This window comes from Proteus alimentorum (assembly GCF_002607735.1).
Lineage (GTDB): Bacteria > Pseudomonadota > Gammaproteobacteria > Enterobacterales > Enterobacteriaceae > Proteus > Proteus alimentorum.
This window is the reverse complement of record NZ_NBVR01000026.1, coordinates 218,786-235,818: the sequence shown is the minus strand read 5'-3', so window position 1 is coordinate 235,818 and position 17,033 is coordinate 218,786. Positions and strand designations below refer to the sequence as shown.

13 protein-coding genes are annotated in these 17,033 nt (G+C 37.5%); 8 read left to right on the top strand and 5 right to left on the bottom strand.

Annotated features, from left to right (window positions below; all coding sequences use genetic code 11):
* Window positions 1-44: 44 nt before the first annotated feature.
* Complete coding sequence (locus B6258_RS09605) at window positions 45-1,433, top strand: MmgE/PrpD family protein (RefSeq protein WP_099075074.1); 1,389 nt, start codon at window positions 45-47, stop codon at window positions 1,431-1,433.
* A gap of 62 nt (window positions 1,434-1,495) precedes the next feature.
* Here B6258_RS09605 and fabZ read toward each other — a convergent pair whose 3' ends face one another.
* Together fabZ and B6258_RS09595 are read right to left on the bottom strand one after the other, a co-directional pair.
* The gene (gene fabZ, locus B6258_RS09600; protein WP_099075073.1) at window positions 1,496-1,921 is read right to left on the bottom strand and encodes a 3-hydroxyacyl-ACP dehydratase FabZ; all 426 of its coding nucleotides are present in this window, start codon (window positions 1,919-1,921) and stop codon (window positions 1,496-1,498) included.
* 211 nt (window positions 1,922-2,132) lie between these two features.
* A complete protein-coding gene (locus B6258_RS09595) occupies window positions 2,133-3,041 on the bottom strand; it encodes a LysR family transcriptional regulator (protein WP_099075072.1) in 909 nt (302 codons plus the stop codon).
* A gap of 255 nt (window positions 3,042-3,296) precedes the next feature.
* On the opposite strand from B6258_RS09595, the gene dinG reads away from it, so the two are divergent.
* The 5 genes from dinG (at window position 3,297) to B6258_RS09570 (ending at window position 12,029) form a co-directional block, all read left to right on the top strand.
* Window positions 3,297-5,405, top strand: a complete 2,109-nt coding sequence (gene dinG / locus B6258_RS09590; RefSeq protein ID WP_099075071.1) for an ATP-dependent DNA helicase DinG — start codon at window positions 3,297-3,299, stop codon at window positions 5,403-5,405.
* 944 nt (window positions 5,406-6,349) lie between these two features.
* Window positions 6,350-7,906, top strand: coding sequence for a [FeFe] hydrogenase, group A (locus tag B6258_RS09585; protein WP_099075070.1), 1,557 nt, complete (start codon window positions 6,350-6,352; stop codon window positions 7,904-7,906).
* A gap of 18 nt (window positions 7,907-7,924) precedes the next feature.
* Window positions 7,925-8,758: a 4Fe-4S dicluster domain-containing protein gene (locus B6258_RS09580; protein ID WP_099075069.1), complete on the top strand. Its 834-nt coding sequence runs from the start codon at window positions 7,925-7,927 to the stop codon at window positions 8,756-8,758.
* Window positions 8,755-9,900, top strand: coding sequence for an NrfD/PsrC family molybdoenzyme membrane anchor subunit (gene nrfD / locus B6258_RS09575; RefSeq protein ID WP_099075068.1), 1,146 nt, complete (start codon window positions 8,755-8,757; stop codon window positions 9,898-9,900). The genes B6258_RS09580 and nrfD overlap by 4 nt, the downstream gene beginning before the upstream one ends.
* A gap of 95 nt (window positions 9,901-9,995) precedes the next feature.
* Entirely contained in the window at window positions 9,996-12,029 is a 2,034-nt protein-coding gene (locus B6258_RS09570) for a TonB-dependent receptor domain-containing protein (RefSeq protein WP_164996155.1), read from the top strand.
* Window positions 12,030-12,125: 96 nt separating this feature from the next.
* On the opposite strand, the gene dps is transcribed toward B6258_RS09570, so the two are convergent.
* Both dps and rhtA read right to left on the bottom strand, forming a co-directional pair.
* Entirely contained in the window at window positions 12,126-12,632 is a 507-nt protein-coding gene (dps, locus tag B6258_RS09565; protein ID WP_099075066.1) for a DNA starvation/stationary phase protection protein Dps, read from the bottom strand.
* Window positions 12,633-12,907: 275 nt separating this feature from the next.
* Window positions 12,908-13,801, bottom strand: a complete 894-nt coding sequence (gene rhtA / locus B6258_RS09560) for a threonine/homoserine exporter RhtA (RefSeq protein WP_099075065.1) — start codon at window positions 13,799-13,801, stop codon at window positions 12,908-12,910.
* Between the two features lie 335 nt (window positions 13,802-14,136).
* Here rhtA and B6258_RS09555 point away from each other — a divergent pair, with 335 nt between their 5' ends.
* The gene (locus B6258_RS09555; protein ID WP_099075064.1) at window positions 14,137-14,715 is read left to right on the top strand and encodes an LOG family protein; all 579 of its coding nucleotides are present in this window, start codon (window positions 14,137-14,139) and stop codon (window positions 14,713-14,715) included.
* Between the two features lie 10 nt (window positions 14,716-14,725).
* Window positions 14,726-15,190 carry a GNAT family N-acetyltransferase gene (locus B6258_RS09550; RefSeq protein WP_099075063.1) on the top strand — a complete coding sequence of 155 codons (465 nt, stop codon included), beginning with the start codon at window positions 14,726-14,728 and terminating at the stop codon, window positions 15,188-15,190.
* A 91-nt stretch (window positions 15,191-15,281) separates the two neighbouring features.
* Here B6258_RS09550 and B6258_RS09545 read toward each other — a convergent pair whose 3' ends face one another.
* Complete coding sequence (locus tag B6258_RS09545; RefSeq protein WP_099075062.1) at window positions 15,282-16,982, bottom strand: amidohydrolase; 1,701 nt, start codon at window positions 16,980-16,982, stop codon at window positions 15,282-15,284.
* Window positions 16,983-17,033 lie beyond the last annotated feature (51 nt).

The following is a 17,033-nucleotide window of genomic DNA, read 5'->3' as shown; positions in this document are numbered from 1 at the left end:
GCCGGTGATATTGCTGGCTTTTTCTTATCTATTTCGAGGTGTTTATGACATTGAGTCAGCAGTTAGCCCAATTTATTACCACGACCACATTTTCTGATTTACCTGCTCAAGTTGTTAGCCGAGCCAAAATTCATTTATTAGATACATTAGGTGTCGCCCTTGCTGGAAGTGTGCAACCAAGTGCTATCCAAAGTCGCCAAGGTGTGACTTTTTTGCCTGATAGTCAAGGTAATGTGCCCATTTGGGGAAGTTCACTAACAGCAAGCGCCACTGTGGCAGCACTTACAAATGGTATTGCATCACATGCATTAGATTTTGATGATACCCACACTGATTCTATTGCACATGGTAGTGCGGTATTAACACCGATTGCTTTTGCATTGGGTGAATCTATCGGTGCATCATCACAAGATATTTTAACGGCGTGGGTGATTGGCTGGGAAGTCGCAGCAAGAGTAGGTTTAGCAAGCCATAGTGGATTTCATCAGCGTGGTTTTCATGCCACCGCAATTGCGGGTATTTTTGGCGCAACGGCTTGTGCCGCGTCATTATTAAAATTGACGTCTGAACAAACTGTGAATGCATTAGGGTTAACAGGAAGCCAAGCAGGAGGAGTGGCGGAATATCTTACTAATAGTTCATCTTCTAAATGCTTTCATGCCGGATGGGCTGCGCAATCAGGCATTATCGCAGCATCATTAGCAAAAGGAGGCATGACAGGCCCTGAAACAATATTTGAAGGCCGTTATAGCCTTTATCAAACACATGGTATTCGAGAGCAAGCGCAACCAGAACAAGTGGCATTGGGATTAGGTGAAGTATGGGAATTTTTAAATGTTTCTATTAAGCCTTATCCGGTGTGCCATTTTGCTCATGCAACTGTTGATTGCGGGCGTCATTTACTGAAAAAAGAGATCACGGCTGATGATATCGAGAGTGTCGAGTGCGTTGTCGATCCGGTAGCTGCTGCCTTGATTTGTGAGCCACCTGAAACAAAATGGGCGCCTCAAACCGCTTATGGCGCTAAATTTAGTCTGCCATGGTTATTTGCTGCGGGCTTTTTAGATAATGCTTTAACGCTATCTTCATTATTACCAGAAAACCTACAACGGGAAGATATTCAATCGTTAGCGAAGCGTGTAAGTTATCGTTATCCCGAAAAAGGAGAAATACCATTTCCTACTTATTTTCCCGGATTAATTTTTGTGTCATTAAAAAATGGCGAGAAGATCACGGAGAGATTAGATATTCAATATGGTAATCCGAAAAATCCAATGACAGATAACGATGTGATCAGTAAGTTTTACGATAATGCATCTTTGGTGATAGATGCTGAACAATCGGCACAATTAGTTGAAAAAATACTGCATTTTGACAATGTCACTATTTCAGAAATAACACAGTTATTACGTATTAACGAAATAGATGGTTAAGCCGAAATAATACAAACAAGATGATTGTGTGAAGGATTGGTGTTATCTACCAATCCTTTAATCTATTGCCTTGCACACATAAATTCAGATGTACAAACTGTCTTTTCTCCAATTTTCACTGAACCTGAAAAGCTAACAATAGTGCGTCGTTGCCGGCGAAATTGGATCTCAATAAGTAACTGATCGCCTGCTTTTATCACATCATAAAACCGTGCATTTTTTATACTGGCAAAATAACATTGCTGGTCTTCTTCCATGGGAGAAAGATAGTAATGTGCAAGAACTCCAGCGGCTTGAGCCATGCTTTCAAGGAGCAGTAAGGGAGGGTAAAATTCGCCAAAAACAACGATGTCATTGGTTGTGATATTTTTAATGGCTGTTAATTTGCCATTGGCAAGTTCAGTTGGCTTAGAAATAACGCGATCAATTAATAAAAATGGATAACGATGAGGCAATATTTCCATTATTTCACTGACGGAAATGGGCATACATTTTCTCCTCGTTATGGTGATAGGACAGACTTGGTTTTACAACGACGGTGATTATTATTTCATTCTTATTCAATATCGTACAGTGTTGGTCTGTGTTTGGGATGCAAAATTTACGTTAAATAGATAACAAAGGCCAGAATAGGAAAAATCCAGCCTTTGTTTCTTCTCATTTTCTGATGAGTGATTGCAATGATTTTATCTATTTGGGTTATTCTTGTTGCAGCGTTATATCAGCATGGTTAATCACTTCATTTTGTTCATTTTTTAATGAATCAAACAGTATTTGGGCAGCTTTTCCTGGGCTATTGGCATTGAGATACAGATTATAACGAATGGCGGGTAAAGCAGGTAAGCCTTCTTTTTCGCCTAGAATACGCAAATCATCACCTGAAAGTTCAATTGAACGCGCCATAATACCTAAACCTGCACGTACTGCGGCTCTGGCTCCTGAAAGTGTGGTAGCAACATAAGCGATCCGCCAACGAATACCTTGTTGATCAAGGTGGTTTATCATCATATCGCGATAAGTGCTTGGCTCATCTAGTACCACGAGAGGTAACGGTTCATCAAGATCAAATCGGAAATGCTTTCCGCAATACCATAAGGAAGGGGAAACACGTAGGATAATTTTGGGATACCCCACATGTTCTTCGGTGGAAATGGCTAAATCAAGCTCGTTATTTTCTAACATCGACATTAAAAACGGACTACGTTTAACAATAATCTCCATGATCAAGCGAGGATAGGCGCCAGAAAAACGCGCGAGAAGATCAGGTAAAATTGTGTTTGCCGTATCATCTGGAGAGCCAATTTTTAAGATCCCATCAATCTCTTCATGCATTAATGAAAGACACGCTTCATCATTCAAACGCAAAATACGGCGAGCGTAATTAAGCAGTTGTGTACCCGCTTCTGTCAGTGTTTTATTGCGGCCTTGACGAGCAAAAAGCTCTTTTCCAAGTAGAGACTCAAGTCGTTGCATCTGTTGGCTAACGGCAGATTGTGTTCGACAAACGGATTCTGCTGCCGCAGCAAAAGTATTACCATCGACAACGGCGACAAAGGTTCGGAGTAAATCAAGTTCTAAGTTAAAAATAGGGCGTTTTGCGGAAGTCATTATAGATATCTCTTAACTGGTGTTGTTGTGCTGACTAAAACAAAAGAAAAATATTTTTTATAAGACTATTTTAGATATTACATAACCAATACTCATACTATGAAGAGTTGAATGAATAATCCATAACAAAGCGCAATAATTTCGAGAAGTTATCCATTCTTTGATGAAAAAGGAGAGCAAACGAAGGTAACTACTGATTTTTATACAGTGTTATGAGATAATGGCACCTTTCTTAAAATCAGTTACAGAGTGGTTATGTCCCTTTCTCAATCCGTTAAAAATCAAATAAGTCAGTGGTATAAAGCCCTACCAGAGTATATCGAAGGGTTTATTCCGCGTGCGCCACAGCGTGAAATGATCGCTGAGGTGGCTAAGACTTTTTCTGATGAAATGGGACGTCATTTGGTGATAGAAGCCCCAACAGGCGTGGGTAAAACACTCTCTTATCTTATTCCGGGTATTGCAATTAGCCGTGATGAGAAAAAACCACTGATAATCAGTACCGCCAATGTGGCACTGCAAGATCAAATTTATAGCAAAGATCTGCCATTACTTAAAAAAATCATTCCTGATCTGACATTTACTGGTGCTTTTGGTCGTGGACGTTACTTATGCCCTCGCAATTTAGATGCGATTTGTGCAACAGAAGGCGAGCAAATTGACTTAATGTTTTTGCTTGAAGATAAAGTGGACGTGGCAACCAGCGCAGAAAGAGAAATTTGCCAAAAGCTCAAAAATGATTTCACTAGCTTTGGTTGGGATGGTTTACGTGATCACCATAAACGTGCACTAACAGACAATTTATGGCGCAAAATCAGCACGGATAAAATGAATTGCTTAGGGCGTAATTGCCAATACTATCATCGCTGTCCTTTCTTTATTGCACGTCGTGAAATTGACGAAGTCGATGTGGTCATTACCAATCACGCTTTAGTGATGGCGGCAATGGAAAGTGAATCCGTGTTACCTGATGCTAAAAATCTGCTTTTGGTACTTGATGAAGGGCATCATATTCCTGATGTTGCGCGCGATGCACTTGAAGTCGAAGGGGAAATAACCTTAGTTTCCCTTAATAATCAGCTTGATAATATCACTCGTCATGTTAGTCAGTATTTAGCGCAATTTATTCCTGTAAGACCGCCTAAGTTGGCGGATCCTATTCGTTTTGATGCGCATATTGCTAAGTTACGTGAAGCTTATCAAGAGGTTGATACATTCACACGCGCACTATTACCAGAGCGCAGTGAACAAGATGAATATCTCTTCCCGTTAGGTGAATTGCCTGAACAACTTCTGTTAAGTTGCCAGACATTATTTAAGCTAACGGATGGTTTAAAAATGCTGGGAGAAGCTATTTTAAACGATTTAACGGAACGGACAGCGAAAGAAGATGTTGTGCGTTTACATCGAGCCATTTTAACGACCAGTAGAATGGTCGGTTATTTAGAGAATATGGCGAAACTTTGGCGCTTAGCCACGTTAGAGCAAACCTCAAAAGCACCTGTATCCAAATGGCTAACTCGCCGTTACGATAAAAAACAGTCTCATCTCTATTTTCATTGTGCGGGTATCCGTGTCAGCGAACAACTGACGCAACTATTATGGAAAAATATCCCGCATGTGGTTATTACCTCTGCAACCTTGCGTTCGTTAAATAGCTATTCTCGTATTCAAGAATTAACGGGGCTAAGTGAACATTTTGATGATCGCTTTATTACGTTGTCTTCACCTTTTGACCATAAAGAGCAGGGTAGATTAGTTATCCCTAAGATGCGTAATGAACCCACAATGAGCCATGAACGTGAACATTTAAAAGAGATGGCGCGATATTTTCGATACAGCATGGAAGAGAACAACCACAGAGGTCAGTTAGTTTTATTTAGTAGCCAACGGGCAATGGAAGGCTTTTTAGAAGAAGTGAAAGATTTGCGCTTATGCTTATTAGTACAAGGCGATCAGCCACGCTATCGATTAGTTGAAACACATTGTAAACGCATTGATGCGGGTGATAATAGTGTATTGATAGGCTTGCAGTCTTTTGCCGAAGGACTCGATTTAAAAGGTGATTATTTAACGCAGGTGCATATTCATAAAATTGCTTTTCCGCCCGTGACGGATCCTGTGATTGTGACAGAAGGCGAGTGGCTTAAATCACTAAAGCGCTATCCTTTTGAAGTGCAAAGCTTACCCAGTGCATCGTTTAATTTAATTCAGCAAGTTGGGCGTCTTATTCGTAGTCATCATTGTCACGGTGAAATTGTGATTTATGACAGACGTTTATTAACAAAAAACTACGGTTCACGCTTATTAACGGCGTTACCTATTTTCCCTATTTATCAACCTGATATGCCTAAAGAGAAGTGATTTTCTATTATATTGTGTAAATTTCGTTTTTATTGGTGATTTATTCTTCTCTGATTTGCGCAGATAGGTTATTAACGTGTTATTAATAAATATAAACTATTTACTATAAGTTTTATTTTTAATAAAAGAGCGATTGTGTTTTTTGTTTAAAATAATACAAGTCATCTTAAGGTTAAATATATTTAATCATTTCATTTTTGTTTTTATTTAATACTCCGGCCGATATTATTAACTTGTATTTATTATGAATCTTATTAATACTTAAAAAATAAAAATAGTTAATTTTTAAAACAAAGTGATTATTTTACATAAATTAATATAATTATAACAAAACAAACAATTATATTGTCATTTTCTTATTTTTATTAATTTAGAAAAAGTGAATAATTTATTTAGAAAATATTACAATGATATTTTTTTAATTATTTAATTTATATTAAATTCTATGCAATAATCTCTTTTTTATTTAGTTAAGATAAATGCTCAATAATTTTATAAAAAATAACACTTATTTTAATTTGTTGATTTTAAAGTAATTTTTATTTTAATTTTTTTGTTATTTTTATCTTTTTTGATGGGGTTATTTTTATTCTTGTATTTCTATTTTGATATGAATCAATAAAATTAAATATATTTAATTAATAAGGTTGTAAGCTGTTTTTTTTTGATTTCTCTTCAGTACAATATCTCTCATAAACACCCTATCACTTATTGAATTAAAAAAATCTCTCCTGATTTTCTTAAATGAAACGATGATTGCTGATAGGGTGTTTTTACACAAAATAAATCGATTTCACTTAGGTTGATGCTTATTTCAAGTATTGATCTTTTTATTAATAAAATAATAAAAATTGTTTTTAACAAAAATAAATTTTAACTCTTTATATATTATTGCCATTAAAGGGTAATTTTATTTATATATTAAAGCAGGAGCATTGTAAAAAATGAAATCTATTCTTCCTACAAAAGAAGAAAGTGACGAGAAATTATTATCTCGTCGCTCTTTCTTTTCATTTGCTGGAAAGGTAAGCCTTGCCGCAGGGGTAACCGCTGTTACTGCAGGATGTGATGGCAATATTTCTGGTGGTACAGGTTGGGTTCCTGAGCAATATAATGCGAAAGGTACTTTTCCTGTCCAAGTGAGAGGCCGTATTCCTATTGACCCTAATAACGTAGCCATTTGTCGTGATGACAAAAAGTGTATTTTATGTGGTCAATGCGTTGAGGTATGTGAAAAAGTACAAACGGTAATGGGAAACTATGATTTACCGCTCATTGATAGCGTTCCTTGTATTGATTGCGGACAGTGTACGCTTTGGTGTCCAACTGGGGCAATAACAGAAGTTGACGACACAGATAAGGTGATTAGGGCGTTATTAGATCCAACCTTGCATGTTGTTGTACAAACAGCCCCTGCGACAAGAGTCGCACTAGGTGAAGAATTTGGTATGCAACCTGGTGAAGATATCGAATTACTTCAAGTTGCGGCGCTGAGAAAATTAGGTTTTGATAAAGTTTTTGATACAAACTTTTCTGCTGATCTAACCATTATGGAAGAAGCAACAGAATTACTGCAAAGAATTCAAAATAATGGTGTCTTGCCCCAATTTACTTCTTGTTCTCCTGGATGGGTTAAATTCTGTGAGATGTTTTATCCTGAATTAATACCTAATCTCTCTTCTGCAAAGTCACCAATGACGATGCTTGGTTCGATGATAAAAACGTATTACGCCAAAGAGCAAGATATTGATCCGAGTAAAATTGTTTCCGTCGCCATTATGCCATGTACCGCTAAAAAATCAGAAGCTGCTCGTCCTGAAATGAATGGCGCAAGTGTGTTATGGGAAAAACCTAATCTTCGTGATGTTGATATCGTTATAACAACAAGAGAACTCGCAAGATTAATTAAAAGTCACCATATCGATTTAACCTCACTTCAACCCGCAAATTATGATCGTCTGATGTCTGAATACAGTGGCGCAGGTGCTATTTTCGGCGTAACAGGCGGTGTTATGGAAGCCGCAGTAAGAACCAGTTATTACTTTATTACAGGTGAAAGACCACCAGAGCCTCTATTTAATTTGCAACCCGTGCGCGGATTAGAAGGTATTAAAGAAGCTACTGTGAATATCCCGAGTGTGGGTGAAATTCGTGTCGCGGTTTGTTCTGGTATGGGAAATGCACGTCCTGTTTTAGAAGCGATCCAAAAAGGGGAAAAACAGTGGCATTTTGTTGAATTTATGGGGTGCCCTGGGGGTTGTATTGCTGGTGGTGGTCAACCTCGCTCAGCATTACCACCTTCAGATGAAATACGTGCTTTGCGTATGAAAGCGCTGTATAGCAAAGATGAACGCGCCACCATTCGCTTAAGTTATGAAAACAGCGAAATCCAAAGTATTTACGAACAATTTTTAGGCGAACCTTGTGGTGAACGCGCTCACCAGTTGCTTCATACGCATTACCAAGATCGCAGTATTCATTTTAACAAAAAGAAAGCTTAAAGATTGAGGAAACACATTATGTCTAAAGGTGTATTAGTCGATCTTACAAAGTGTATCGGCTGCGGTAGTTGTACAGTTGCATGTAAAATGTACAACGAAAATAAATGGATAGAAGACAGACAACCCACAAGTGGTGAAAATGCCAAACTCGCGGATGAAAACTGGACGGTTATCAAAACAGTCACGGTTGAAAAAGAAGATAAAGCGGTGTGGCGTTATGTCAAAGAACAGTGTTTTCACTGTATTGATCCTGCTTGTGCATCAGCGTGTTTTGCTAAAGCTTTTCAAAAAACGCCAGCAGGTCCTGTGGTTTATTATCCTGATCTCTGTGTGGGATGCCGCTATTGTATGGTGGCATGTCCATTTGATATTCCTAAATATGAGTGGGAAAAATCACTTCCTTATGTCACTAAATGTATGATGTGTTCCTCTCGTGTTGAAGAGGGACAATCTCCAGCTTGTGTCGCAGTATGCCCAACACAAGCTTTAGTTTTTGGTGATAGACAAACCTTATTAGAAAAAGCGAAAGAAACCATTACGAATAACCCTAGCTATGTTCAGCATATTTATGGTGAAAAAGAAGTAGGGGGTACTGAATGGCTCTATATTTCGGATGTGCCATTCGAAAAACTAGGCTTTAAAACAGGGTTAACTGAAAAACCCCTCTCTTCTTACACTTCTGATTTTATGAAATATACGCCAATTGCAGGAGCAACTTGGGCTGTGATCCTTGGTGGTATTGCAATGTTTAATCATAGAAAAGACAAAGTGAGCCGAGATGAGCAATCACATCAGCATATAGAGCATAACCAGAAGAATAGCACTGATGAAGAAACAAGGAGATCAGAATGAGTGTTATCGATAATACAACCCGCTTTAACAAGTGGCGTTTTCCTATGACACCCGTACGCTGGGTACTTGTGGTCATTAGCTTGATTGCTGTCGGGCTTATTTTATTTCGCTTAGTCACTGGATTAGGATTAGTCACTAATCTTAATGATGAGTGGCCTTGGGGTCTTTGGATCTCGTTTGACGTGATGTGTGGTGTAGCGTTAGCTGGCGGGGGATATGGTACTGCATTAATTGTTTATGTTTTTAAACAAGAACAATTTTCAAGTATTGCACGCAGTGCGGCATTAACCTCATTAATTGGCTATTTATTGGTGATGGTAGGGCTTTTCCTTGATATTGGGCAGTGGTGGAACTTCTGGCGACCATTAGTTTCTCAAGGGCATAGTTCAGTACTTTTTGAAGTCTTTATTTGTGTTTCTGTTTATACCAGTGTGCAATTAATTGAATTTGGTGAAGTTGCCACTGAACGTATTGGGCGTAAATACCATCAATTTTTCCGCAAAATATTACCTGTTTTACTGGTGATTGGTATTGCTATTCCATCAATGCATCAATCATCACTTGGGGCGCTTTATTTATTAATGGTCGATAAACTGCATCCATTGTGGTGGTCGCCAATTATTTTCTTTCAATTTTTAATCTCGTCATTCTTTGTCGGTCCTGCCATGATTGCTGTTGAAACTGCATTAGCAGGTAGAGCATTTAATCATAAAGTTCCTATGTCTGTATTAAGTGGACTAGTGCGAATTTCAGGTTATGCAATGCTGGTTTATTTAGCGTTGAAATTCGGCAGTATTATTGTAGAGGGTAAAGTGCATTACCTTTTTGAAGGTAGCTTTGAATCTTTATTTTTCTGGATTGAAGTTGGTTTCGGCGTTATTGTGCCGTTAATTATCTGTTTCTCTCCATTAATAAAACGTCGTGGCTGGCTGGTGACTTTTGGTGCATTAGTGGCTTCAGGGGTTATTTTAAACCGCTACAATGTGGTGGTGACAGGTATGGTCACATCAACGGGTGTTTCTTATTGGCCATCATTACCAGAATTAACGATCACTATTGGTCTTGTTGCAATGGGTGTTCTTGCTTATTTATTTATCTGCGAAAACTTCCGCATTATTGAACATGATAACGCCAAACATTAATTAATTTAATGCCCAATTTTATTGGGCATTTTTTTATCAATAAAATCCAAAAAATATTTTTATTTTTTCCTTTAACAATAAACAGAACGATAAATATGCCTATTTTAAAAAAATCTTTATGGTTTATTTCATCCTCTTTGCTTTCGATTACACCCATATGCAGTTATGCCCAAGTAGATGAAAATAAATCAGAACACATTATTGTCAGTGGACAAAAAGAAGATAATACGTCAAATCGTATTTATAAAATTGAATCTGAAAAAATAAGTGATATTGCTGGTGGAACAAACTTAATCACTGTTGATCATGAAAACCGCTTATTAACATTGAATGATGCCTTAAAAAATCAACCCGGTGTTGTGATACAAAGTTTATTTGGTGGATTAGATCAACCCCGTTTAAGTATCCGAGGTTCAGGCGTTCAAAGTGCACCACTTTCTAGAGGGGTATTGTTACTACAAGATGGACTGCCCCTCAATGAAGCCGATGGCAGTTTTCACTCCAGTATGGTTGATGTACGAGATGCACAATTTATTAGTCTTCGCCGTGGTGCAAATAGCACACAATTGCAAAGCAATAACTTAGGCGGTGAGCTTGATTTTATCACCTATACAGGACGAGATAACCAAAACCAATTACGTTATGAGCAAGGTTCTTTTGGGCGTCAAGGTTTACAAATGGCATTAGGGGGTTATGGTGATAATCATCCTATTGATGCCAGAATAAGCCTAAGCTATGACCATTATGATGGTTATCGTGAGCATTCAGCTTCTCAGCGTAAAACAATGCGCTCAACACTTGGGTATACCTCAGATAACTTTGAAAATAGAACATGGATTAATTGGACTGATTTGCGTTTTGATGTTCCTGGTCCTGCAACATCACAAATGCTTACCGATGATCCGAAAAGCGTATTACCTGCTATTAAGAAAAAAGATCCTCATAGGAATGTCGAACAATTGCGTATAGCCAATAAATCGACATGGAATAGTGGTGCTCAGGATATCCAATTTGGATGGTGGTATTCACAAACACACGATAATTTTAAAACGCCTAGCCATTATCAATTTGTAAATTATTACACTAAAGGCGCTCAATTTAATTATAAATTAGAAACTCAGCATATTAGTTATCGTGCCGCGTTAGCTTGGGATCATTCGATAATGAAAGATGATATTGAGAAAAATCCAAAAGGCTGGTTAGGACGATATGATGGACGTGCTGAAAATATCTATGCATCTTTAGGCGCAGGAATACATATTAGTCATAGTGTATTGTTTAATTTGGATATAAAAGGAACTCATGCGAAAAGAGATGTATTTTCGAGCCATAACTCCCTTGAACAATCCTTTAATTTCTTAACACCTAAAGTTGGGCTGATTTGGTATCCTAATTACAATACACGCTTATTTGCTAATGTCAGTATGAGCCAAGAGCCAGCTTCTTTTAATGATATTATTAATCCTAAGGTACCGTTAAATAAGGTCAATCTGTTAAAACTTTCGCCTCAAAAAGCAACCAGTTTTGAAATTGGTAGTGATATTGAATTAACCGACAACATAAGTTTAAGTGCGGTATTTTATCGCAGCCTTGTTAAAGATGAATATATCACTTCGCATGACACCGATGGGAATATTGTTGATATTTATAATTATCCAGAAAAAACACGCCATCAAGGTGTGGAATTAGGTTTAGATGCAATTCAACCACTTTCAATAGGCGATATTCTTTATCGAGCAACATGGACGTATAATGATTTTCGTTTTATGGGCGGGGAATATAATCGCAAATATATTGCAGGCGTTCCTAGAAATCTTATTTCGGGTGAAATTAACTATCAATTAAATGGATTAAGATTCGGCCCTACAGTGTATTGGTCACCCACAAATGTTGCTGTCGATCATGGTAACCATTTTAATATTCAAAAGAGTAAACCCTATGCATTATTAGGATTTAATGCACATTATCAATATGATAATCAATGGTCTACTTATTTGAATTTAGACAATATAACGAATAAACGCTATGCGGCAAGTACGTTAGCTAATCCAAGTGTGAATAAAAATGATGCCTTACTTTTTCCAGGAAATGGTTTTAGCGTTAATGCGGGTGTTGTCTATAAATTTTAGCTAAATAGAAAATAGAAAATAGAAAATAGAAAATAGAAAAAGGCTGTCTTAGATGACAGCCTTTTTCGTTATTAACAATGTATGGCGACATGTAAATTAATTTTCAATATTGGCTTCAATGAACCATAAGAATTTATCAAGATCACGCGATGCGGCAGTAAACATATCTGCGGTATCTTCGTCTTCAACTTCGTCAATCGCTTTACGAATATCATTAGCAACAACAGCATAACGATCGGCCAATGCTTTTAGGTGATCTTGCACATCGTGGATATCCAGAGGATAAGCTTTCAATGGTGTTTTCTTACTCACCACTTGTGCAGTACCTAATACAGTGCCACCTAATTGAACAATACGCTCTGCAAACTCATCGGTGTGCTGATTAATGGTATCGCGGAAGCCGTCAACCATCTCATGAACAGAAATAAAGTTTCTGCCACGCATATTCCAGTGCGCTTGTTTTGTGATGAGAGATAGGTCGATAAACTGCGTCACCATCTGTTGCAATAATTCAATCGCGTGTAGTTTTACGCTGTCATCGAGGTTATTACGGGTATAGAGCAGAGTTGAAGGTGTGGATTTGACTAATTTAGCAGTACTCATAATCGTTCTCCCTAAATAATTAATAACTCAATATCTTAATTTCTGTTAATCATGATAGTGAATTATTAATGGTTAGTCTTATCGATTGATACTATTAAATTGATAGGTCATCTATTAAAAAAATCTAATCTATCGAAATAACCTATTTAGGGTAAGACAATGAGCGAAAAATAGCAATGATAGGTCAGTAAAGTTATTATTTAATAAGTAAAAAGGATCATAAGATCCTTTTTAAATTAATATTTATTTCTTACTGAGTAAAATGAGTTAAATATCTATTTTACTTCCTCAATTTTGGTTTTGCTTTTCATGGTTGCTGTTGAACCAATAGAGGCTAATACAATAAAGGCAAGGGCAATCCATTGAATTAATGTCAAATGTTCGTGTAAGAAAATAATACCGATAAAGGCACCCATACAAGGCTCTAAGCTCATTAAAGTACCGAATGTTTTGGCCGGTAAACGTGTAAGAGCAATCATTTCTAAAGTATAGGGGAACGCGGTTGATAAAATCGCAATAGCTAATGCAACAGGTAAAATTGACCAGCTAAACATAATGTCAGGGCTACTTTGTAACATACCAATAGGCACAAAAATAAATGCGGCAATTAATGAACCCACAGAGACAGTTGCAGCACCATAGCCTTTTCCTGCACGTTGTCCGAAGACAATATATAATGCCCAACCCACACCTGCACCTAAGGCGTAAAGCATACCTAGTGGATCAAGGCCATCATGAATATTATCCCCAATAGGGAGCAATAACCCTAATCCTGCAATGACTAAAATTATCCATAAAAAGTCGATGGCTCTGCGCGATGAAAACATAGCAACAGCTAGAGGGCCTGTAAATTCAAGGGCAACAGCGATACCTAAAGGAATGGTTTCAAGCGCGAGGTAGAAAAGGTAATTCATTGCTCCTAACGATAAACCATATAAAAACAGTGGCATAATTGATTCTCGAGTAAACTTGAGTCGCCACGGTTTAAAAATAAAAAAGAGGATCAATGTACCCAATAATAGACGTAACGCCGTTACAGCTGGAGCACCAATAACAGGAAATAGGCTTTTAGCAAGGGATGCGCCACTTTGAATTGAAAGCATGGAGAGAAGCAAAAGAAGTACAGGGTAAAATACCTGTAATTTAGCTGAGTGTCTGGCTGACAACATCCTATAAAACCTCATCAATAATCAATTGTATGTGTTCTCTGTTAGTAGATAACAAAGGATCGCATAATATAATATAAAATAAAATCACCAGCTTTAATATAGCTATTCATTAATAAATATTTTTTATTTTAATTTAGTCGAGTGAGATTAGCTAAAATAAAAATTATTTCATTTTTAATAAAATAAAAAATAACTTCTCATAAATATAAGTATTAATAATGATTAAATATATATATGCGATAAAAAGCGTAAAAACACTTTTTTTAACCTTTTTTATTAAAAGTACCTTCAGTATAATTTCAAGCTCGTTTTAACTAGCTAAATGAGAATAAAAAATGAGTAAAATAAAATCTATCGCAGTGTATTGTGGTTCTAGTTTAGGGGCTTCACCTATTTATAAAGAACAAGCAATTATTTTTGCCAAAGAGCTGGTTAAACGTAATATTACCTTAATTTATGGTGGTGCCAGTGTTGGCATTATGGGCACTCTCGCTGATACTGTATTAGCCGAGGGCGGAAAGGTAATTGGTGTTATTCCCGTATTATTAGAAGGGCGTGAAATTTCACATAAGAATCTGACCGAATTGCATGTTGTTGAAACAATGCATCAGCGTAAAAGCAAAATGATTGAATTGGCTGATGGTTTTGTCGCTTTACCCGGTGGCTTTGGTACATTAGAAGAGTTTAGTGAAGTCTTTACGTGGAGCCAAATTGGGTTGCATCAAAAACCATTAGGCTTACTGAATATCAATCAGTTCTATTCTCCATTATTAATGATGATTGATAAAATGGCAGATGAACAATTCTTACATGAAAAATACCGGAATATGGCGATTGTGGAACAATGTCCTATTCAACTTTTAGATAAATTTGAAACGTATATTGCGCCTCCTGTAAAAACCTACAACAAATAAAGGTAAAAAAATGATAATAATAAGAAAAGCAATTTTGTCTGATGTAGAAGAAATTAATACGCTTTACACTTACTTATTTAATGAAATGGCGAATTTACAACCTGATCGATTAAAACCGGGTAAGCAAGATGAAGCATTTATTATTAATGGAATAAAAAATAATAAGTTTCATCTTTTAGTGGCAGATCTAGACGGTAAAGTGGTTGGATTTAGCATGGCACAAATTCAAGAAACCCCTCTGTTTAATTGTTTAGTTCAACGTAAATATGCTTATATTTACGATATCGTTACTGATCCTACGGTACGTAGCCAAGGCGTGGGGCGTTTATTGTTGACCGCAATGAAAGAGTGGGCTAAATCAGAGAAAATGACACATCTTGAGTTATCAGTATTAGCTGAAAATGGTGCAGCTAAACGTTTTTACGAACGTGAAGGATTAAAAGAAGTGAGCACAGTAATGGCTATTGCTTTATAACAGGACAAATTTACGTTAATTCTCATAGGATTAAGTGCATAGATAAAAATAAACCCGCTTTAAAGGCGGGTTTATTAATTATATTATTCAGCTAAATTGTGGGTTTCCCCGCAATGATCGTACACAATACCCTGACATTTTCAACATCTTCTGCCGATATTTCAAACAAGTTTCTATCTAATACAATAAAATCGGCAAATTTTCCGACTTCTAATGATCCAATGTGTTTATCCATATCTAATGCCTGAGCAGCATTAATGGTCGCTGCGCGTAGGACTTCAATTAACGTAAGGTTACGATCATTATCAAGGCGTGGGCTTGCTGCATCTTTTTGGCGAGTCATCGCGACTTTAAAATCGTACCATTCATTAAGTGGATCAATCGGCCAATCGCTCCCGAAAGCAACAGTAACGCCAGCATCAATAAACTTGCCAGCAGTCTCTAAATAATCGCAGCGAGATTTCCCCAACATTTCAATATCTTTTTCGATATTGCTCTGTTCTGCAGCCGCCCATTGGAAGGAGAGAAAAGGGTAGGCTTTTAGTTGTGTAAAACGGGCGTAATCTTTTTCACACATCAATTCATTATGTGCAAGTCCCGGTCTTATGTCTTTTTCAGGTAAGGCTTTGCGCATTGCACTAATCGCATCAAGAGCTGTACTAATGGCACCTTCGGCAACGGTATGAATATGAGGGTGATAACCCGCGCGGGCAATTTCTGTGACTAATGGCGTTAAAATCTCAGGTGAGAAATAGAGATCGCCAATATGTTCAGAGTTTTGCCAGTGTGGCGTATCATCAGTGCCAACATTAATACGATAAGGTGAGTGTAAACGTGCTGTCATAATCGGCGCTTGTAATACACCATCAAGGAAAAGTTTGATATGGCGGATCGCAACACTGGGTTGCGCGCCATTACTGATTTGATGCCATTGTGAAAATCGAGTGGTAGCATGGCGTACCGCGTTTGGAATATCTTCAATACAAGGTACATCATCTGGCGTGATTTCAACGGCATTTTCTACGCGAAGCGTTAGTTCGCCTGCTTTTCTTAATGTATTAAAGGCACGTAATTGAGGCTCACCTACTCGTGCATCCATAATGGTGGTCACGCCTTGTTCATTTAATAACTTTTGAACATGACGAGCTATCTGTAAATTTTGAGCTTCAGTCAGTGGCGGTAAGTTGTCAATGGCTTGCATTGCTGGCGCATCTTCAAGAATACCAATAGGTGTTCTATCACCATCACGTTCAATGTTTCCATCAGGCGGATCGGGAGTTTCAGCGGTGATATTTAACAACGCTAAAGCACGAGAATTAGCAAGAACACTATGGCAATCGCTAGAAAATAGCAAAATAGGGCGAGTCGTATTTAAGGTATCAAGGTGATAACGTGTCATTTGCACGCCTTCAGGTTGCATACCCTCGCGATACCATGCGGAGACTTTTAACCATTCGGTATCACTATCAATAAAGTTTTCATCAAGGTATTTTTGAATATGGAATAAAATGTCATCGATAGAGAGTGATTGATAATCAAGATGGCAACCCGCTAGCGTTGTGCCTCCCCAGAATGGGTGCATATGTGCATCAATAATGCCTGGCATGGCCATTCTTCCCTGTAAATCAATCTGCTCAGTATTTTCATTACAGTAAGAAAGTAACCCCTCTTTTTTACCTGAAGCAATAATAACACCTTGGCTGATCGCGATAGCATCAACAATATTATTATGATGATCGGCGGTGTAAATAAGTCCGTTGTAATAGAGAGTGTCTGCAATTTGAAATGTCATTTTTCTACCTTGTATTGCTTTTTTAGCACGTAGAATGCGTGCTTAAATGAT